Annotated in this window: 27 protein-coding genes and 1 pseudogene; 7 read left to right on the top strand and 21 right to left on the bottom strand. The window is 40.7% G+C overall.

Features of this window, described 5'->3' with window-relative positions:
• Window positions 1-5: 5 nt before the first annotated feature.
• The gene (gene cwlD / locus KO561_RS00655) at window positions 6-716 is read right to left on the bottom strand and encodes an N-acetylmuramoyl-L-alanine amidase CwlD (RefSeq protein WP_231095198.1); all 711 of its coding nucleotides are present in this window, start codon (window positions 714-716) and stop codon (window positions 6-8) included.
• Window positions 717-1243: 527 nt separating this feature from the next.
• Here cwlD and KO561_RS00650 point away from each other — a divergent pair.
• Window positions 1244-1654, top strand: a complete 411-nt coding sequence (locus tag KO561_RS00650) for a hypothetical protein (RefSeq protein ID WP_231095195.1) — start codon at window positions 1244-1246, stop codon at window positions 1652-1654.
• Window positions 1655-1726: 72 nt separating this feature from the next.
• On the opposite strand, the gene KO561_RS00645 is transcribed toward KO561_RS00650, so the two are convergent.
• A complete protein-coding gene (locus tag KO561_RS00645) occupies window positions 1727-3217 on the bottom strand; it encodes a DHA2 family efflux MFS transporter permease subunit (protein ID WP_231095193.1) in 1491 nt (496 codons plus the stop codon).
• 226 nt (window positions 3218-3443) lie between these two features.
• Between KO561_RS00645 and KO561_RS00640 the strand changes: the two genes are divergently transcribed.
• The 6 genes and pseudogenes from KO561_RS00640 to KO561_RS00620 all read left to right on the top strand — a co-directional run bounded on the left by KO561_RS00640 (window position 3444) and on the right by KO561_RS00620 (window position 7324).
• A complete protein-coding gene (locus KO561_RS00640) occupies window positions 3444-4049 on the top strand; it encodes a TetR/AcrR family transcriptional regulator (RefSeq protein WP_231095191.1) in 606 nt (201 codons plus the stop codon).
• Between the two features lie 174 nt (window positions 4050-4223).
• Entirely contained in the window at window positions 4224-5045 is an 822-nt protein-coding gene (locus KO561_RS00635; protein ID WP_231095189.1) for an AraC family transcriptional regulator, read from the top strand.
• Between the two features lie 120 nt (window positions 5046-5165).
• Window positions 5166-5420, top strand: a pseudogene (locus tag KO561_RS20475) (hypothetical protein); the annotation flags it as partial.
• Window positions 5394-5849 (top strand): nuclear transport factor 2 family protein, encoded by a 456-nt coding sequence (locus tag KO561_RS00630; RefSeq protein ID WP_331000853.1) that lies wholly within the window; start codon window positions 5394-5396, stop codon window positions 5847-5849. The pseudogene KO561_RS20475 and the gene KO561_RS00630, both read left to right, overlap by 27 nt.
• A gap of 80 nt (window positions 5850-5929) precedes the next feature.
• On the top strand, window positions 5930-6715 hold the full coding sequence (locus KO561_RS00625; protein WP_231095184.1) for an alpha/beta fold hydrolase: 786 nt from the start codon (window positions 5930-5932) through the stop codon (window positions 6713-6715).
• 57 nt (window positions 6716-6772) lie between these two features.
• The gene (locus tag KO561_RS00620) at window positions 6773-7324 is read left to right on the top strand and encodes an alpha/beta hydrolase (protein ID WP_231095181.1); all 552 of its coding nucleotides are present in this window, start codon (window positions 6773-6775) and stop codon (window positions 7322-7324) included.
• Between the two features lie 235 nt (window positions 7325-7559).
• On the opposite strand, the gene rpsI is transcribed toward KO561_RS00620, so the two are convergent.
• The 19 genes from rpsI to rpsE all read right to left on the bottom strand — a co-directional run bounded on the left by rpsI (window position 7560) and on the right by rpsE (window position 19305).
• Window positions 7560-7952 (bottom strand): 30S ribosomal protein S9, encoded by a 393-nt coding sequence (gene rpsI, locus KO561_RS00615; protein ID WP_231095180.1) that lies wholly within the window; start codon window positions 7950-7952, stop codon window positions 7560-7562.
• A 20-nt stretch (window positions 7953-7972) separates the two neighbouring features.
• The gene (gene rplM / locus KO561_RS00610; RefSeq protein WP_231095179.1) at window positions 7973-8410 is read right to left on the bottom strand and encodes a 50S ribosomal protein L13; all 438 of its coding nucleotides are present in this window, start codon (window positions 8408-8410) and stop codon (window positions 7973-7975) included.
• 262 nt (window positions 8411-8672) lie between these two features.
• Window positions 8673-9425 carry a tRNA pseudouridine(38-40) synthase TruA gene (gene truA / locus KO561_RS00605; RefSeq protein ID WP_231095177.1) on the bottom strand — a complete coding sequence of 251 codons (753 nt, stop codon included), beginning with the start codon at window positions 9423-9425 and terminating at the stop codon, window positions 8673-8675.
• A 14-nt stretch (window positions 9426-9439) separates the two neighbouring features.
• Complete coding sequence (locus KO561_RS00600; protein ID WP_231095174.1) at window positions 9440-10234, bottom strand: energy-coupling factor transporter transmembrane component T family protein; 795 nt, start codon at window positions 10232-10234, stop codon at window positions 9440-9442.
• Window positions 10227-11102 (bottom strand): energy-coupling factor ABC transporter ATP-binding protein, encoded by an 876-nt coding sequence (locus tag KO561_RS00595; RefSeq protein WP_231095173.1) that lies wholly within the window; start codon window positions 11100-11102, stop codon window positions 10227-10229. Before KO561_RS00595 ends, KO561_RS00600 begins: the two co-directional genes overlap by 8 nt.
• Window positions 11078-11917 (bottom strand): energy-coupling factor ABC transporter ATP-binding protein, encoded by an 840-nt coding sequence (locus KO561_RS00590; protein WP_231095171.1) that lies wholly within the window; start codon window positions 11915-11917, stop codon window positions 11078-11080. The genes KO561_RS00595 and KO561_RS00590 overlap by 25 nt, the downstream gene beginning before the upstream one ends.
• Before the next feature lie 281 nt (window positions 11918-12198).
• Entirely contained in the window at window positions 12199-12552 is a 354-nt protein-coding gene (gene rplQ, locus KO561_RS00585) for a 50S ribosomal protein L17 (RefSeq protein ID WP_231095169.1), read from the bottom strand.
• Window positions 12553-12594: 42 nt separating this feature from the next.
• Window positions 12595-13539, bottom strand: coding sequence for a DNA-directed RNA polymerase subunit alpha (locus tag KO561_RS00580; protein ID WP_231095167.1), 945 nt, complete (start codon window positions 13537-13539; stop codon window positions 12595-12597).
• A 363-nt stretch (window positions 13540-13902) separates the two neighbouring features.
• Window positions 13903-14292 (bottom strand): 30S ribosomal protein S11, encoded by a 390-nt coding sequence (rpsK, locus tag KO561_RS00575; RefSeq protein ID WP_231095165.1) that lies wholly within the window; start codon window positions 14290-14292, stop codon window positions 13903-13905.
• An 18-nt stretch (window positions 14293-14310) separates the two neighbouring features.
• On the bottom strand, window positions 14311-14676 hold the full coding sequence (gene rpsM / locus KO561_RS00570) for a 30S ribosomal protein S13 (protein ID WP_231095159.1): 366 nt from the start codon (window positions 14674-14676) through the stop codon (window positions 14311-14313).
• Between the two features lie 25 nt (window positions 14677-14701).
• Window positions 14702-14815 (bottom strand): 50S ribosomal protein L36, encoded by a 114-nt coding sequence (gene rpmJ, locus KO561_RS00565; protein ID WP_017473641.1) that lies wholly within the window; start codon window positions 14813-14815, stop codon window positions 14702-14704.
• Between the two features lie 31 nt (window positions 14816-14846).
• A complete protein-coding gene (gene infA, locus KO561_RS00560; RefSeq protein WP_003464670.1) occupies window positions 14847-15065 on the bottom strand; it encodes a translation initiation factor IF-1 in 219 nt (72 codons plus the stop codon).
• Window positions 15058-15378 carry a KOW domain-containing RNA-binding protein gene (locus tag KO561_RS00555; protein WP_231095156.1) on the bottom strand — a complete coding sequence of 107 codons (321 nt, stop codon included), beginning with the start codon at window positions 15376-15378 and terminating at the stop codon, window positions 15058-15060. The genes infA and KO561_RS00555 overlap by 8 nt, the downstream gene beginning before the upstream one ends.
• A 16-nt stretch (window positions 15379-15394) precedes the next feature.
• Complete coding sequence (gene map / locus KO561_RS00550) at window positions 15395-16141, bottom strand: type I methionyl aminopeptidase (RefSeq protein ID WP_231095154.1); 747 nt, start codon at window positions 16139-16141, stop codon at window positions 15395-15397.
• Entirely contained in the window at window positions 16138-16791 is a 654-nt protein-coding gene (locus KO561_RS00545) for an adenylate kinase (protein WP_231095153.1), read from the bottom strand. The genes map and KO561_RS00545 overlap by 4 nt, the downstream gene beginning before the upstream one ends.
• A 50-nt stretch (window positions 16792-16841) precedes the next feature.
• Entirely contained in the window at window positions 16842-18137 is a 1296-nt protein-coding gene (secY, locus tag KO561_RS00540) for a preprotein translocase subunit SecY (protein WP_231095152.1), read from the bottom strand.
• On the bottom strand, window positions 18137-18574 hold the full coding sequence (gene rplO, locus KO561_RS00535; protein ID WP_231095151.1) for a 50S ribosomal protein L15: 438 nt from the start codon (window positions 18572-18574) through the stop codon (window positions 18137-18139). The genes secY and rplO overlap by 1 nt, the downstream gene beginning before the upstream one ends.
• Window positions 18575-18605: 31 nt before the next feature.
• Complete coding sequence (gene rpmD / locus KO561_RS00530; protein ID WP_231095150.1) at window positions 18606-18788, bottom strand: 50S ribosomal protein L30; 183 nt, start codon at window positions 18786-18788, stop codon at window positions 18606-18608.
• Window positions 18789-18801: 13 nt separating this feature from the next.
• Window positions 18802-19305 carry a 30S ribosomal protein S5 gene (gene rpsE, locus KO561_RS00525; protein WP_231095149.1) on the bottom strand — a complete coding sequence of 168 codons (504 nt, stop codon included), beginning with the start codon at window positions 19303-19305 and terminating at the stop codon, window positions 18802-18804.
• Window positions 19306-19314: the final 9 nt, after the last annotated feature.

Here is a 19314-nt window from a genome sequence, read left to right as displayed (position 1 = left end):
GGTGATCACTCTTCCTCCCCAGTAGCATGTCTTAGAATTCCTTCATAAATACTTGCTGCAATCTTTCTTTGATAAGAAGTTGTTTTCAAAAGTTCTCGTTCATGCTCATTAGACAAGAAACCAATTTCAACTAGAGCACCAGGTGTCTCTGCATGCTTGAGAAGGTACATGCTGTCTAAAGCCATAGCATCGCGATTGGTATTTTCAAGATTACGCTTAATCTCAGATTGAATTAATTTAGCAAGGTTTTCACTTGCGTCTAGGGAAGGATAATAAAAGGTCTGTGCTCCACTCCACTTTGTCGAAGGAAGGGCATTTAGATGAATACTTACAAACAAGTCCGCTTGCTTTTCCTGAATAAAGGCAACACGCTTTCGAATGTCTTCCACTTTTCTTCGAGATAGTCCGGCCGTATCATCTTCTGCTAGGTCCACGTCCGACTCCCTCGTTAAATATACTAATGCTCCGGATTGTTGTAAGTAATCCTGTAGGACCTTGGATACCTCTAAAGCGATATCCTTTTCTAATGTATTGTCCTTTCCTACTGCTCCACCGTCTGGCCCACCATGTCCAGGATCGATGACGATGACTTCACCGGATAAGGGTAAGGACCAGGACTCCCATGAATCCTTGCTTTTCTGAATCGGATATTGAATAAGTAATATAAGAACGACCACTCCCATTAACCAACTAATCACCTTTATTGCCCGCTTCATCCTTGTCCCTCCTAAAAATACCTCTTGTTTTCTCACTATATGGGACAAGGGGCTGTTTTATGACTTGTACGATCCTATGTTCAGAAGAAATAAGGCTCAACACTGAGAGAGCACCCTCATGAACATGTCCCCAAAGGTCAGCCAGGTGCATCTGGAGCTACGACGAGCTAATATTATGGAAGCAGCAAAACAAGTGTTTACAGAGCTTGGGTATGAGAGGACGACCGGCAAGAGTAAGTAGAGGCGGTTTGTATCACTATTTTTCTATAGAATACCCCACCAAATGCTAAACGCTTGGAAGGGGATTCTCAAAAAAAGGAGGGAATCTGTGAAGGTTCGCCCCTTTTTTGTACGTTAGGAATGTATAAAATTTAATAAGGAGAAATTCGACGTAGTGAAATTTTCAAGGTCCTAAGTATAAGTTCAACTAGGGCTTTGCCAAGTTTTCTTTATGAAAATAGCATTCCAAAATAATAAAAGTGATATAATCTTATTGTCATATTTTATGAAAAAAAGGGAGAGATAGAGTGAAATACACAACAGAATTTATATTAGGATTAGTCGGGTCCATATTAGGTCTTTTATTTTCAGTTATTTGGTTATTTTTAGGGATTGAATTTTGGGGGGGATTTGTTTCAGGTGTATTAGGGGAACCTGATGATTTTGTATCCGATTCCGCTTATGGTCTCGGTTTTCTGATTAATATTGTTCAGGTTTTTCTTTTACTTGCTATTTATATAGTTGGTATTATTTTTTCCGTTCCATCCATTATGGCGAAAAACGTGAAAAGAAGTGGCATTCTTTTGCTGACGGGTGGAATTGTTGCCTTAGTGATTAACATTGCATCTGTTATTCCGAGTGTGCTCCTCATCGTCGCTGGAAGCTTATGTAATGGGAAAAGCCGAAAAGACCCCATAGAAACAGTAGTAGAACAGTAAGGAAGTGAAACATAAGAGGAACGGGGTGTCCTCTTATGTTTTTTGTTTTAAAAATCACCAAGAGCTTAATTTTTATGTTTCATTCATTGCTTCCCTCTTCTTCGTTACATGGATACTTTCTTCTGTAGCTTGTTCTACACGCTTAATGAAAAAGGATAACAGTAAACTAATAACTCCGAATATAAGAATAACAAAGTAGGCATCGTTTATTCCTTGAATGGAGGCCTCCATAACCATATGTTCTTGTGTTGTGTTTACTCCACTTGTTGCCATATCCTGGAGGTGGTCTTTCGTTCTGTTCGTCATGACGGTTACAAGTAAGGAAGTACCGATTGCTCCCGCAACTTGTCTTACGGTGTTCGAAATTGCCGTACCATGAGCGTTAAGACTAGACGGTAACTGGTTTAATCCCGCTGTTTGTATCGGCATTAAGAACAGCGCCATCCCGACACGCCTAACCGTGTACATTAGTATGAGGAACGTATAAGAAGTCGCATCCGTTAAATTTGTGTAGCTATATGTCGTAACAAGAATGATGGCTATTCCAATAATTGCAAGCCATTTTGCCCCAAACCGATCGAATAGTTTCCCCACGACCGGACTTAATAAGCCCATCAGAAGGGCACCTGGCATCATCATTATCCCTGACTCCAAAGCGGTGTAACCGCGAGCATTCTGAAGATACAAAGGCAGTAGGATCATATCTGCATACATCATTATAGTAACGCCAATATTAATGATGGTAGTTAAAGAGAACATGTTATATTTAAAGGCTCTTAGATCAAGGAACGGATCATAGGAAACCAATTGCCTCCATGTAAACAGAACAAGAGCAAGAACACCTACGCTAAGAGAAACGATTACCTCCGCATCTGACCACCCTACGCTACCTGCTTGACTGAAGCCATACAGCAACGTACCGAAACCGAGAGTTGATAAGACCAAACTCAAGAAATCAACCTTGGATTGAATCGTTTCCGAGACATTTTTCAAATAAATAAAACCGCAGATAATTACAAGAACCGTAAACGGAACCATACCGTAAAACAACGCTTGCCAAGGCAACGTCTCCAGGACGTAACCAGCAAGAGTTGGCCCAATTGCAGGGGCAAAGATAACCGCAAGTCCGACAAAACCCATAGCCGATCCTCTTTTTTCAGGAGGAAATAGGGATAGAACAACATTCATGAGTAAAGGCATAATAATCCCAGCCCCGGCTGCTTGAATTAATCGTCCAGTCAGTAAGACAGGGAAGTTGAATGCAACGGCCGATACGATGGAACCGGCAAGAAAAATAAACATCGAACTTTGAAATAGTTGTCGAGTGGTAAACCGCTTCATTAAGAATCCTGTTATTGGAATCAAAACACCATTTACCAACATATAACCAGTTGTCAGCCACTGTCCTGTTGAAGCAAGTATATTAAAATCGTCCATTAATTTTGGAAGGGCAACGGTCATGATCGTTTGGTTAAACGTAGCAAGGAAAGCACCAAAAATCATGATGGCCAAAATGGGGCCCTTTTTTATAGAACGACTGTCTATGGTTGCACTTTTGCTCAACCGAATTCATCCTTTCACGCCTGTTGAAGATTTAATTTACATTGTGTAGTATAACTAACAAGGCATACGTTTGATTATATGGATAATAAAAGATGTTTTCAACTTACAAAAACGGTTAGTATGTATGATAGATTACAATAACAACGGTTATGTAGTATAAATTGTATATATACAACATCTGTTATCAAATTGTAGATTAGTTTGTAAAAGGAAGGAAAAGGACAAAGTGAATACTAAAAAGAAGCACACAGACCCTCGCATACTACGCACACGGCAGTTACTTAAGGATGCCTTTATCGATTTACTTCAGGAGATGGATATTGAGAAGATCACGGTGAATAGTCTCGCAGAGCAGGCAACCATCAATCGTGTTACCTTTTATTCACATTATCGGGATATCCCAGATATGATCGAAAAGTTGGCGGATGATATGATTGCGGATATTTCTAGTGTTTTGAGCCAAACATCCGAAACTGGAGATGCGAATTGGAGCAGGATGGTAAATTTCCTTCAATACTTAGCCGAAAATGCTAGTTTTTATAAAATCGTCCTCACGTCGAAACGGATATCACTCTTTCGTGATCGTTTATTGCTTTTGCTGACAGATACGATTGTCTCAAGCATTGAGAAAAAAGGCAGTGGCTCTACTGTCCTAAAAGCGGGGATTCAGAAGGATATTTTGATATGGTATGATTCTGCGGCTTTGATCGGGACGATAGTAGCTTGGCTTAGAAACGACATGCCGTACACCCCTTCTTATCTAGCTAAACAATTCTATTTGCTCCACCATAGGAATATGAAAGAAGGGATTCCCAAAAACGGTCTGAATTAAAACGTCTGACCGTTTCTTTTTTGATGTTTTCTTCTTTGCCGTAGTTTTTCTTATTCTATCTACAAATAGATATAAATTCCGGTACAGCCTAAAGAGAATATGACGATAATGGATATCTAATTTTAATTAGGAGTTATTTTATAAATTCAAGTCGTAGGACAACTTTTCTATGATATGATTTTCGTAAAAGCATGGACAGTAAGGGGGGATGATAACGTGAATCATACTTATTCAGAAATAGATGAGGTGATCGCATACATTCATCAACATATTAATGAACCACTTCCACTTTCCCAGTTGGCACATCATGCAGCATATAGTTCTTATCACTTTTCGCGTATTTTCAAACAAAGAACGGGCCTTTCACCACATCACTACGTATCTTCCTTAAAAGTGCAGAGGGCAAAAGATTTATTATTGAATACAGATTTAACTGTTCGTGATATCGGTATGGAAATTGGTCAACAAAGTTTAGGAACCTTTACTACACGATTCACCGAAAGGGTCGGTATGACTCCGTCACAATTTAGAAAATCCCCCACACAGGTCAGCATGTATTTACAATCCCTGAAAAATTTAAACAATTGGTCGCACAATCTTATAAGTGAAAGCCAATCTACCAGAGTGGAAGGAACCATCGAAGCAGAGTTTCCATTTTTTGGTGTTATTTTGATTGGATTATTTACAAAACCGATACCCGCAGGACTGCCTCCATACGGGACATTACTTTCTTCATTAGGTCCTTTTACTTTTACAGATGTTCGCCCAGGCATTTATTATTTAATGGCTACCGCCGTGTTTTGGGAGATGAAGACACATGAAATCCTCGTTCCTCACCAAACATTGCGCGCAAAAGTAAATCATCCAATTATAGTTGGATCTGAAATGGCTATACCCCAACAACGACTTCTACTCCGTAGACCCCGCCTTGATGATCCCCCCATTCTTATTTCTTTGCCACTTTTGATGAAAAACTTTCTAAATCGATCATCATAGCAATTTATAAGAAATTTCATGCTTTTTAACGTGTTAACATCCAAACAAGACATTTCATTTTAATGGAGGGATAAAAGAATGGACCAGATCAATCTATAAAATCTAGCACGCAACTATTTTAAAGCATACGAAACAAAAGAAAAGGGAATTTTGGAGGAATTGTTAAGCCAAGATTTCACATTTAGTAGCCCGGTCGATGACCAGATCAATCAAAAGGCATACTTTGCGAAATGCTGGCCAAGTTGTAAAGACATCCATGAATATCATATTCAAAGCCTTTTTACAGACGGAAATGAAGCCATCATTCGATACGAATGTTTACTAAAATCCGGTGCTACATTTCAAAATATGGAACACTTTCGGTTTGAAGGTAGCAGAATAGAAGAAATCGTTGTCTACTTTGGATTCGACTTCAGAGTTGATCCTTTTGCTGATGTCAAAGTTAAAAGACTCAGTAAGGCATTTGCAACCGGCGAAGTGGATTATATCGCTGGAAATATTGCTAAAGATGTTCAGTGGCATTTCGTGGGCGAGGCTGAACTTCAAGGGAGAGAAGCTGTCACCAACATGCTTGAACCAATGAGGGGTGTTGTCGCTGAGGAATATAGAACAAAAAATATCATCACAGCTGGGAATAAGGCGGTCGTTGAAGGAACGATGATAATGCCTGAAGAAAATGGGCAAGAGAAGTTGTATTCTTTTTGCGATATCTATACATTTGATCACACAGACAGTAACATAATCAAGGAATTATCGGCTTATCTGATTGAGTTGCCTAGTAAAGAGGAAGCGAATAAGCAGTGAAACCTTGTATAGGTTTTAGCATGAGACATCAATAGATGTGAATCCTTAATTAAAATTAACGCTAGAAAGAAGGAAAAAGCTTGAAAACAACCAAATCAAAAGACGGTACGACGTTAGCATATGATGTTTATGGCAACGGACCTCCACTGATCTTCGTAACTGGTGCCACTTGTTTTCGCCAATTTGAACCGGTCTTGCAAGATGCCAAAGTATTCGCGGAACAATTTACTGTCTACAATTATGACCGACGCGGGCGCGGAGATAGTACTAACACATTACCGTTCTCCATTGAGCGCGAAATGGAAGACATGGAAGCCATGATTGATGCAGCAGGAGGTAAAGCTAATTTGTATGGTCATTCCTCGGGTGCTATTCTTGCGCTTGAAGCTGGAATGCGTTTTGGTAGTAAGGTTAGCAAACTGGCTTTATATGACCCTGCTTATGCCCATAACCAAGCTGATCTAAATGAATTCGAAGAGTTGAGTCAGGAACTATACACACTGCTAGATAGAGGAAAAAACGACGAAGCTTTGAGCCATTTCCTAGAAGGTATCGGCACTCCTAAGGAAGTAATTGATGGTATGTTTCGGCAATCACCTCAGTGGGCGGCGATGGTGGCACTGGCTCCAACACTTGCTTATGACATTATGTTAGCCAGCAATTTACCACCTATTGCAGATGCCTCCCGATTAACCATACCAACTCACATCATGGTTGGGGAGGAAAGCCCCGCTTCTATGCATGAGGTCGTGAAGCAGTTGAACGATGCAATTCCACATGCAGAATACAGTACACTTCCTGGCCAAGATCATATGCCTGATCCTAACGTGGTGCTACAAATCCTTACGAGTTTTTTTAAACAGTAGTTTGCAAAGTTGCTTTTTACAGCTATAGAACGAAATAGGTAGAAGGGAGTAAATGAAATGAAGAAACAAGTATTCTTCCTCCATAGTGCAGGACCTCAAGATCACCACCGGGGAAGTAGCGGTCTAATAGAATATGTAAAAGATAAACTCTGTAATGATTATCATTTAATCTATCCAAAGATGCCTAATACGGAAGAACCTGAATATATGCTTTGGAAGGCTCAACTCGAAAAAGAATTTGTTGCGTTAGATGGTGAAGTACTTCTTATCGGTCATTCCTTGGGAGGAGCAGTGTTGCTGAAATATCTTTCCGAAAAAACGGTGAATGTTTCTATTACCGGACTGTTCCTGATTGCAGCGCCGTACTGGGGAAAAGATGATAATTGGCAGAGTGATGAGTACACTCTTCCAGACAATGTTGCTTCAAGACTTCCTCAAATGCCACAGATGTGTTTCTATCATAGTAGAAATGATGAAATTGTACCATCTTCTCATCTTGAACACTATAAACAAAAGCTTCCTCAGGCAAATACCACCATACTCGATGGCAAAGATCATTTTTTCAGTAATGGGTTGCCTATGCTTGTCGATGATATTAGCAAATTGTAAGTAAGTGCTTTTTACAGTCAATAATATTTCTTAATAGGACTTGATCTTGATAGGGATGGTAGTGGTGTATATGCTTCTACATATCTTGATTTGTTAACGATTAATATATATTTTTATTGGCTCTTAATAATCCAAATTCACTTTACATTTCTACCCTTTATCAAACGAAAAACAGGCTATCTCATCATAGATGGGATAGCCTGTAAACGTTGATATATTAATATTTTTATTAAGATTAACGTTTTGAGAACTGTGGTGCACGACGAGCGCCTTTAAGACCGTATTTCTTACGTTCTTTCATACGAGCGTCACGTGTTAAGAATCCAGCACGCTTTAAAGCTGTGCGGTATTCTGGATCTGCTTCTAATAAAGCACGTGCTACACCATGACGGATTGCTCCAGCTTGACCTGTGAATCCTCCACCATGTACATTAACCAACACATCATAGCTTCCTTCTGTTTCCGTTGCAGCTAAAGGTTGTTTAATGATAGTACGTAATGTTTCATATGGGAAATAGCTTTCAGCGTCTCGATTATTAACGGTGATACGTCCGTTACCTGGAACTAAACGTACACGTGCAGTTGAGCTTTTACGACGACCTGTGCCGTAGTATTGTACTTGTGCCACTATTCGTTACCTCCTTATAATTATCCGCGAAGTTGATAAGCTTCTGGTTTTTGTGCTTGATGATTGTGTTCCGGTCCACGGAATACATGTAATTTTTTACCCATTTGACGGCCAAGGCTACCTTTTGGAAGCATGCCTTTAACAGTTAGCTCAAGCATTTGCTCTGGGTATTTCGTACGCATTTCGTTAGCTGTACGAGCTTTTAATCCACCTGGGTGGTTAGAATGACGGTAGTACATTTTGTCATTAAGTTTGTTACCAGATAGTTCGATTTTTTCTGCATTAACGATGATTACGTGATCACCAGTGTCAACGTGTGGTGTGTAAGTTGGCTTATGCTTTCCACGAAGGATTGAAGCAACTTCACTTGCTAAACGACCAAGAGTTTGTCCTTCAGCATCCACAACCAACCATTTGCGTTCGATATTATTTTCATTCGCCATGAAAGTTGTGCGCATGATTCGTTACCCTCCAAAATATCAATTTTCCAAAATTCAAGTGACAACCGTTCTTGTAAAGCATCCGTTCATATGAATCCATTGTTTCACATTTTACGAATCTTTCAGCAAGACTAGCTGTCCCATCTTGCAATCAGACTATATTCTAACACGAATTAACTTTCCGGGGCTAATCGTGGTTTAGAAATAAAATGCCATAAATCATAGTATAACAAATAAGGGGGTATTGTCAATAGAAAGGTTACACCCGGTCGCGTTGTTTTTACCTTTTTTCCTCATACATCACTTCCCATAGATATAAGCCGTGAGCCGGAGCTGTCTTCCCTGCCTTTTTACGATCCTTTGACTCGATAATCCCAAGGATATCAGTCGCATTCCGCTTTCCTGTCCCGATCTCCAATAGGGTCCCTACTAGAATTCGAACCATATTATAAAGAAAGCCGCTTCCCGTAAACGTAAAAACAAGCTGATTTTCTAGCTTCGTGCCACTTGCATAGTATATGGTACGCACCTTTTCACCCTTCACACCAGAATTGGCTGCACAAAATGCGGTAAAGTCGTGTTCTCCTACAAGAAGCTCACAGGCCTGTTCTATCGATTCCACATCAAGTTCGAACGGAAAATGGTAAGTATATTTCCGGTTAAATATATCCATATCCTTGTTCAGATCGATAAAATACTTATAGGTTTTCTGCTGTACATCAAACCTTGCATGGAAGGAAGAACTTACCTTCCTTACCTCTAAAATTCTTATATCCTGAGGAAGAAGGGTATTCATTGCCTTTTTCCACTTATCCTCTGGAATTTGGAGCTCCGTATCAAAGTGAATCACTTGTCCTTTTGCGTGCACCCCCGCATCTGTCCGACCAGATGCCGTCACACGAATAGGTGAGCCCTTCGTCATCTTCTGCAAGGCTCTTTCTATCTCCTCTTGTACCGTTCGACCATTCGGCTGGACTTGGTAGCCAGAGAATTCGGATCCATCATAGGAAATGACACATTTTATTCGTTCCATTACTTCGTCCACCTTTAATTTCTCCATAAAAATAAGCCAATTGCAACGAGAATAAAAATTCCATAGGCGAGGACATCAATCGATTGGGTTTTTAGCTCTCTGAGCTTCGTTCTTCCTTCTCCCCCGCGGTAGCCTCGTGCTTCCATGGCCATCGCGAGCTCCTCAGCCCGCTTAAAAGCACTCACAAACAAAGGAACGAGCAGCGGTACAACGGCCTGAATGCGTTCTTTTAATGGACCGGTGCGAAAATCTACTCCACGAGAGGCTTGTGCTTTTGATATTTTCTCCGTTTCTTGCATTAAGGTTGGGATGAAACGTAAAGAAATGGACATCATCAGCGCCAACTCATGAACAGGGAATCGTATTTTTTTAAATGGACCAAGTAAGGTTTCGATTGCATCCGTTATTTCAATCGGTGTCGTTGTTAATGTGAGCATGGATGTAATTAAAATAAGAAGAAAGAATCGTAGAGAGATAGCTAAGCCCTGGATTACCGCACCTGAATAAATCGGATAGCCAACAATTTGAAAGAGAATGTCTCCTTCCTTTGTTACTATTAAATGCAAAATAAATGTAAAAATAATTAAAAACCATACCGGTGTTAACCCTTTTAAAATAAAGGTTGGTTTTATACGAGTGGAAACTGTAACAACTATTGCAAACAAGGTAAGAATGCCATAACTGCCTACAGAGTTAGCAAAAAATACGATAATAACAAAGAAAAAAATAAGTGCAATTTTCGTTCTTGGATCTAAGCGGTGAATAAAGGATTCACCTGGAACGTACTGACCGACGATGAAGTTATTCACCTTGATCTTCTCCCTTAATAAGCTGTTGTTTCATCCTTTGTGCAAGCTCCATTAAACTCTGACGCTCTAGCGGCAAACTAGCATGAAATTTATCATTGAACCCAATGATAAATTGGACCATTTCTGGAACATCCAACTGTACTTCTTGTAAGGCTGATTTCATAGTCAGTACTTCCTCTGGTTTGCCTTCTATATATTTTTCCCCATCATTTAATACGATGACATAGTCGGAATATTGGAAAGCATCCTCCATACTATGGGTGACTAAAATCGTTGTAAGATTTCGTGCTTTATGTAAGGTATGGAACATGTTCATCATGTCTTTTTGTCCTCTTGGATCCAGACCTGCAGTAGGCTCATCTAGCACTAATACTTCTGGATTCATCGCTAGAACCCCGGCAATAGCTGCTCGCCGCATCTGTCCCCCACTTAAGTCAAAAGGAGAGCGGTCTAGAAGCTCTTCAGGCAATTGAACATGTTGTATGACATCTTGTATTCGCTTCTGAATGTCTGCATCCGACACCCCAAAGTTTTTAGGCCCAAAAGCAATGTCCTTGGCCACGGTTTCTTCAAATAGCTGATGCTCCGGATATTGGAACACCACGCCTACTCGTTGGCGCAATTCCATTAACGCCTTTGGCTTCTCTTCATTTGAGAGTCGGTATGGGCCTATTACTACCTCACCAGATGTAGGCCGTATCAATCCATTTAAATGCTGAATAAGAGTGGATTTCCCCGATCCTGTATGCCCGACAATGGCTACAAAGGAACCAGAAGGAATGGAAAGATTTAAATCCTTCAACGCTTGGTATTCAAACGGGCTATTCGGTTGATAGATATAGCTTACTTGCTTGAATGATATATCCATAGTTCCTCCAGTAGCTCTTCCTCATTTAATGGCTCATGACGTATCGGGATATCAATATGTTGCAATTCATCCGCTAATTTTGAAATAAAAGGTACGTCAAGCCCAATTTCCTCTAATTCTTTTTTCTTGGTAAAAATATCGCGTGGCAATCCCTCTGCCCAAACCTTTCCTGCGTTCATAACGAGGATACGGTCTGTATGTATTGCTTCAGACAAGTCGTGCGTAATGGTCACAAGAGAGAGGTTGTTGTCTTCCATGACCGATTGGATCGTCTTATGAATTTGTTTACGCCCTTTTGGATCAAGCATCGCCGTTGCCTCATCTAGAATCATCACGTCAGGGAATATGGCTAGTACACTCGCAATAGCTACTCGCTGTTTTTGTCCGCCAGATAAACGGTGCGGCTCGTGTAATGAATATGACTCCATGCCGACTGAAGAAAGGCTTCGTTCAATCCGTCTTAGCATTTCTTCACGCTTAATGCCTCGATTTTCTAATCCGAATGCCACATCATCTCTTACCGTCGTTCCAACAAATTGATTGTCTGGGTTTTGAAAAACCATCCCAACATGGCTTCGCACGTCCCAGATTGTTTCTTCGTTGACGGGCATTCCTGCTACATAGATTTCCCCTTCTTGAGGAAATAAAAGCCCATTCATCAGCTTGGCGATTGTAGACTTTCCTGAACCATTATGTCCTAGTATGACTACAGATTCATTTTTATGTATTTGAAAACTTACCCCTCGTAGTGCCCATGGCTGGTCCTCTCCATAACGAAAGGACACATTATGAAATTCTATGAATGCACGTTCCATAAACACCCCTCCTGGGACTTAACTACTCTTTATGTATGTAAGATTAGGGTCCAAAAGCGGAAGTCTATGACCTCCTAGCAATCACATCCTTCCGCTTCTCCCTTATCTGGCTTGGATAGGTTTTGGTAGGTATGACCAACCAAAAGCCTATCCCTATACTCATCTATTTTAACCTCGACGAATTCTCTTCTACGCTAAAATACAAAAAGTATAAAAAAGGGCCTGGATTCACCTCGTGGAAGAGATTCAGTCCTGCCCTTCAAGCCATTCATTATCGATTATTATACAAGTTCAATAATCGCCATTTCTGCACCATCACCACGACGTGGTCCTAGTTTTAGGACACGAGTGTAACCGCCTTGACGGTCCTCATATCTAGTAGCAATATCAGCAAATAGTTTTTGAACTGCATCTTCATTTTCATTAGCCTCTGCATTATAAAGAAATGATGCAGCTTGACGGCGAGCATGAAGATCACCGCGCTTACCAAGAGTAATCATTTTATCAACAACAGAACGAAGCTCCTTCGCTTTTGCTTCAGTCGTTTCTAGTCGTTCATGAATAATCAAGTCTGTGGCAAGGCCTCTTAGTAAAGCCATACGCTTATCCGTAGTACGACCTAATTTTCTAGCCATGGATTATCCCTCCCTTTTCCGGAATCTCTAAAGGTGTCGTTATCAATCGTCTTTACGTAATCCTAGTCCAAGATCCTCTAGCTTGTGTTTTACCTCTTCTAGAGACTTACGACCTAGGTTTCTTACTTTCATCATGTCTTCTTCAGACTTATGTGCAAGCTCTTGTACCGTGTTGATACCAGCACGTTTTAAGCAGTTGTAAGAACGAACGGAAAGGTCTAGTTCTTCAATGGTCATTTCTAGAACTTTTTCTTTCTGGTCTTCTTCTTTTTCAATCATGATTTCAGCATTTTGAGCCTCGTCGGTTAGACCTACGAAGATGTTTAAATGCTCTGTGTAAATTTTCGCACCTAAAGATACTGCCTCTTCCGGTCGAATGCTTCCATCTGTCCATACATCGAGTGTTAACTTATCAAAGTTCGTTACTTGCCCTACGCGAGTATTCTCTACTTGATACGTAACACGGGATACTGGAGTGAAAATGGAATCGACTGGAATGACACCAATCGGCAGATCTTCGTGATTATTCGCTTCGGCAGGTCGATATCCTCGACCACGTTCTGCAGTAATTTTCATATGCAGGTTAGCATTACTACCAAGAGTAGCAATATGAAGATCTGGATTTAAAATTTCAACGTCGCTGTCAAATGTAATATCTGCAGCTGTCACGATGCCTTCTCCTTGAGCTTCTATCTCTAACGTTTTTTCTTCTTCAGAGTAGATTTTCAAAGCTAGCTTCTTAAGGTTAAGAATGATAGTTGTAACATCCTCAACAACTCCATCAATTGTTGAAAATTCATGAAGTGCTCCGTCAATTTGAACCGATGTCACAGCAGCGCCAGGAAGTGATGATAAAAGGATACGACGCAAGGAGTTCCCTAGTGTAGTACCATATCCACGTTCAAGCGGTTCTACGACGAACTTTCCAAAAGTAGCATCATCGCTGACCTCAACCGTTTCAATCTTTGGCTTTTCAATTTCGATCATTAAATAAAACCCTCCTTCAAAACGTCGAAACCCCGGCTAGACCATTTGTCTAACCGAAATTCCTCTGGTGGCAGTTCCCGTTTCTGCACAACACATTTTTGTACTTTCTGTCTTATGCAATGCTGATTATGAGAATTCAACAAGAAAAGTAACGGATGGGCTCTTGTAATGATCTTACACGTCTAGTTGTTAAACCAAGAAGTTACGTACGAACTTACGAGCTTTGGTTGCATCCTGTGTGCTAACCACCTGAAAAACGTATTTTTAAGATGTCTAGCACAACTTTTCCGACCTATTTGAACCCTAATACTTTTAGCTATCATAACCCATTATAGACAGGGTGACAAATATTATACGGATAAATTATACACGACGACGTTTTGGTGGGCGACAGCCATTGTGAGGAACCGGAGTTACGTCACGAATTGCTGTAACTTCTAGACCTGCTGCTTGTAAAGAACGAATTGCTGCTTCACGTCCAGCACCAGGGCCTTTAACTGTAACTTCTAATGTTTTCAAACCGTGTTCCATTGCTGATTTAGCAGCAGATTCAGCAGCCATTTGTGCAGCGAAAGGAGTTGATTTACGAGAACCTTTAAATCCAAGCGCACCAGCACTGCTCCAACTTACTGCGTTACCTTGAACATCAGTAATAGTAACGATTGTGTTGTTGAAAGTTGAACGGATGTGTGCAATACCCGTGTCAATATTCTTTTTCACGCGACGTTTACGTGTGTTAGTTTTACGTGCCATTGTTTAACCTCCTTTAGCTTATTTTTTCTTGTTAGCCATTGTTTTACGTGGACCTTTACGAGTACGAGAGTTGTTCTTAGTCTTTTGACCACGAACTGGTAAACCTCTACGATGACGCAAACCACGGTACGATCCGATCTCAATTAGACGCTTGATGTTAAGAGAAATCTCACGACGAAGGTCACCTTCAACAGTGAACTTTTCAATTGCTTGACGGATTCTTCCTAATTCGTCTTCTGTTAGATCGCGAACGCGTGTATCTTCAGAAACACCAGCTTCTTTTAGAACTTGTTTCGCAGTAGCTTTTCCAATCCCATACACATAAGTAAGGGAAATAACTACACGTTTATCACGGGGAATATCAATACCTGAAATACGTGCCATTAGAGACGTGCACCTCCTTTAAAAGTTATCCTTGTTTTTGTTTGTGTTTAGGGTTTTCGCAAATCACCATAACCTTACCGTTACGGCGAATTACTTTACACTTTTCACATATCGGTTTTACGGATGGTCTTACCTTCATCACCTATACCTCCTCTTATATCGGAGTTTCATTATTTATATCGGTACGTAATACGTCCTCTTGTTAAATCATATGGTGAAAGTTCAACCGTTACTTTGTCACCAGGTAGAATTCGAATGAAGTGCATGCGAATTTTACCGGAAACATGCGCTAAAACAGTATGACCATTCTCTAATTCAACTTTAAACATTGCATTAGGTAATGTGTCGGTAACGGTACCTTCTACTTCAATTGCATCGTCTTTAGCCATCGAGTTGATCTCCCTTCTTTAGATCAGTCACAAAATCATTGACAAATTTTGATAGAGCAAAACGCAGCTTACCATTTGTTACGCGACCAGTTTCTAGAAGGCTGTTTTGGACTTCCGGAGAAATGTAATCCAAAAGCTCAATATGATGTCGATTCTTTTTCTTCGGCCGATCATATTTTCTTTTTTCTCCGTCTGCAAGTAGGACAAACCGATCATCTACGATATCGATGATAACCGCAAATTGTCCCTCTTCCCGTCCTTGTAAGATACGAACAACTTGACCTATTCGCGGACTCGACTCTGATTCATTCAACCACGATCACCTTCACTTAGGCTATTGTTAAGATCTGATAACCTTCCTCAGTAATAGCAATAGTGTGTTCAAAGTGAGCACACATTTTACCATCCTCTGTCACAACCGTCCAATTATCTGCAAGTGTTCGTACGAAACGCTTGCCTGCATTAACCATCGGTTCAACAGCAAGGACCATTCCCGGTTTTAATACAGGACCTTTGTTCGGTGGTCCGTAGTGAGGGATGTTTGGATCTTCATGAAGCTCACGCCCCACTCCATGCCCTACATATTCTCTCACTATACTGAACCCCTTCGGTTCTGCATATGCCTGAATGGCATGAGATATATTTGAAAGGCGTGCACCTGGTTTTGCTTGCTCAAGACCTTTCCATAATGAGGTCTCTGTAACCTCTAGTAAAAGCAAGGTTTCTTTATCAACAGTTCCTACTGGATACGTCCAAGCAGAATCTCCATGGAAGCCGTTATATTTGGCTCCAATATCAATGCTGATAATGTCTCCATCGCTCAAGCTTCGATTACTAGGAATACCATGAACGAGTTCATTATTAACAGATGCGCAAATACTGCCACGGAATCCATTATACCCTTTAAAAGACGGAAATGCATCCATGCTCCGAATGAATTTCTCGGCAATGTTATCCAGTTCTTTTGTAGTGATTCCTGGTTCGATATGTCGCTTTAACTCTTGATGAGTAAGAGCAACAACCTTACCCGCTTGCCTCATAATAGCAAGCTCTTGTGGCGATTTACGTATAATCATCTAGTTAGAGCTCCTAGCTTTTCGTCGATATCTTCGAACACCTTGTTAATGTCTTGATCGCCATCAAAGGTTACGAGATATCCTTTTTCTTTATAAAAGTCTAGCAAAGGCTTTGTTTGTTCCAGGTTAACTTGTAATCTCTTTTTAACAGTTTCAGCTGTGTCGTCATCTCGCTGAATCAATTCACTACCATCTTTATCACAAATCCCAGCTTCTTGAGGAGGGTTGTATTGAACATGATAGGTTGTTCCACACGTCGGACAAATTCTTCTACCCGTTAGTCTTTCTACAAGCTTTTCTTCAGGAACATTAACATGAAGGACATAATCTGTAGCCTCTCCTAAATCTGAGAGTAGATTTTCCAACGCCTCCGCTTGTGCAATTGTTCTTGGAAAACCATCTAACAAGAATCCTTGTTGACAATCATCCTTGCTTAAACGCTCACGAACAATTCCAATCGTAACTTCATCAGGAACAAGTTCACCTTGATCCATAAATTCTTTTGCTTTTTTGCCGAGCTCCGTTCCTTCCTTGATGGCTAAACGGAACATATCTCCAGTTGAGATATGAGGGATATGGTACTTTTCTACAATCTTTTCTGCCTGTGTACCTTTTCCTGCACCAGGTAGCCCCATAAGAATTAAATTCAAAGCCTTTCCCCTCGCTCTCGTTCTTTACCTAAAAGGACTTGCCTTCTAGTTTATTTTATAAAGCCCTTGTAATGACGTTTCACTAATTGGCTCTCCAACTGCTTCATCGTTTGCAGTGCAACACCTACGACAATCAGCAAGCTCGTTCCTCCGATTTGTACCGACTGCGGTAAATCAGCTAATCCACCTAATATGAGTGGAAGAACAGAAACAGCAGCTAAGAAGATTGACCCTACGAATGTTAGACGATACATCACTCTAGTAAGATACGTTTCGGTTGTCTTACCAGGGCGAATGCCTGGAATATATCCGCCTTGCTTCTTCAGGTTTTCAGCCATTTGCTCTGGGTTTACTTGAACAAATGTATAGAAGTAAGTGAATGCGATAATAAGCGCTACATAGATTGTCATACCTATTGGCTGCGTATAATCAAAGATATTAGCAATCGTTCCTGCTATTTCATTTCCCTCGAAGAACGTTGCGATCGTTCTTGGAGCAATGATGAAAGCAATCGCGAAAATGACCGGTATAACACCTGCAGCATTTACTTTTAACGGTAAATGAGTAGATTGACCACCGACTGGCTTATTATTGGATACACGTTTTGCATACTGAATCGGAATTTTACGAAGTGCTTCTTGAATGAACACAACACCGACAACAACGGCTAGCACAACTAGGATGATCAGAGCTACGATGACGATGTTAATGAATAAATCATCTGTACTATTTCCACCGAAATATTGTTCATACAGCTGGTTTACACCACCAGGAACTGCAGCAACGATACCCGCGAAGATAAGAATGGAAATACCATTTCCTACTCCGTTTGCTGTAATTTGTTCCCCTAACCACATTAAGAATGCTGTTCCACTTGTTAAGACAAGTGCAATGACAATGAATTTCCCAGCGCCAGGGTCGTCAATGAGCTGTCCACCAGTCATGGCATTAAAACCGACTGACATAGCAGATGCTTGAATAAGTGCTAACACAATCGTTGCATAACGAGTAAATTGAGCTAACTTCTTTCTTCCAACTTCCCCTTGCTTTTTCCATTCTGTAAACTTAGCAACGACATCCATTTGCAGAAGCTGCATGATGATCGATGCTGTAATGTAAGGCATAATCCCCATAGCAAAAATGGAGAAGTTTTGTAATGCCCCACCACCGAATGTGTTTAAAAAGCCAAATACGCTTTGTTCATTCATAAAGTCAATAGCTTCCCTATCTGTGAAAGGAACTGGGATAAAGGTTCCCAGCCTAAAAACAATTAACATCAATAAGGTGAAAATAATCTTATTTCGAATGTCACTTACGCGCATAAAATTGGAGATTGAACGAAACATTAAATCACCTCAGTTTGACCGCCCGCTGCTTCGATCGCTTCTTTAGCGGAAGCAGAGAACTTGTGAGCTTTTACGGTTAATTTCTTTTCCACATTGCCGTTTCCAAGAATTTTTACGCCGGCTTTTAGCTTGCTAACTACACCAGTTTCAAGTAAAAGCTCTGGAGTTACTTCTGTACCATCTTCAAAACGATTTAATGTTTCTAGGTTTACGATAGCATAATCCTTACGGTTAATGTTGGTGAAACCACGCTTCGGAATACGTTGAAGTAATGGCATTTGTCCACCTTCAAAACCTGGACGAGTTCCTCCACCGGAACGCGCTTTTTGTCCTTTGTGTCCGCGTCCAGATGTTTTTCCGTTACCAGAAGACATTCCACGTCCAACACGGTTACGTTCTTTGCGTGTTACTGCTGGTTTCAATTCATGAAGTTTCATGCGAGCACCTCCTCTTTTAGCAATTTAATTCTTAAACTTCTTTAACCTCTACTAAGTGAGATACCTTTTCTACCATTCCACGAACAGCAGGGTTATCTTCACGTACTACAGATGAACGAATTTTCTTTAAACCAAGTGTTTTCACAGTCGCTTTTTGAGACTCAGAGCGGCCAATAACACTACGCACGAGGGTAATTTCTAATTTTTTAGACATATCGTTTCCCTCCTTATCCTAACAGTTCTTCTACAGACTTACCACGAAGCTTCGCAACTTCTTCTGCACGTTTTAGTTCTTTTAGTCCGTTAATGGTGGCACGAACCATGTTGATTGGTGTGTTAGACCCTAGTGATTTAGACAGAATGTCACCAACACCAGCAAGTTCTAATACCGCACGAACCGGTCCACCAGCGATAACTCCAGTACCCTCAGAAGCTGGCTTCATTAGGATGCTTCCAGCACCAAATCGTCCAGTGATTTCGTGGGGAATGGTAGTACCAACGATCGGTACAGTGATTAGGTTTTTCTTTGCATCGTCAATCGCTTTACGAATCGCATCAGGTACCTCTTGTGCTTTACCAGTACCGAAACCTACATGACCGTTTTTATCTCCCACAACTACTAACGCAGCAAAACGGAAACGACGTCCACCTTTTACTACTTTTGCAACACGATTAATTGTAACTACACGTTCTTCAAGATCTAATTTATTCGGATCAATGTTTGTACGCAATATATGTCC

Origin of the sequence: Radiobacillus kanasensis (genome assembly GCF_021049245.1) — a bacterium.
GTDB classification, from domain to species: Bacteria; Bacillota; Bacilli; order Bacillales; family Amphibacillaceae; genus Radiobacillus; species Radiobacillus kanasensis.
The sequence above is the reverse complement of the archived record's forward strand: the minus strand, read 5'-3'. Positions and strand labels throughout refer to the sequence as shown.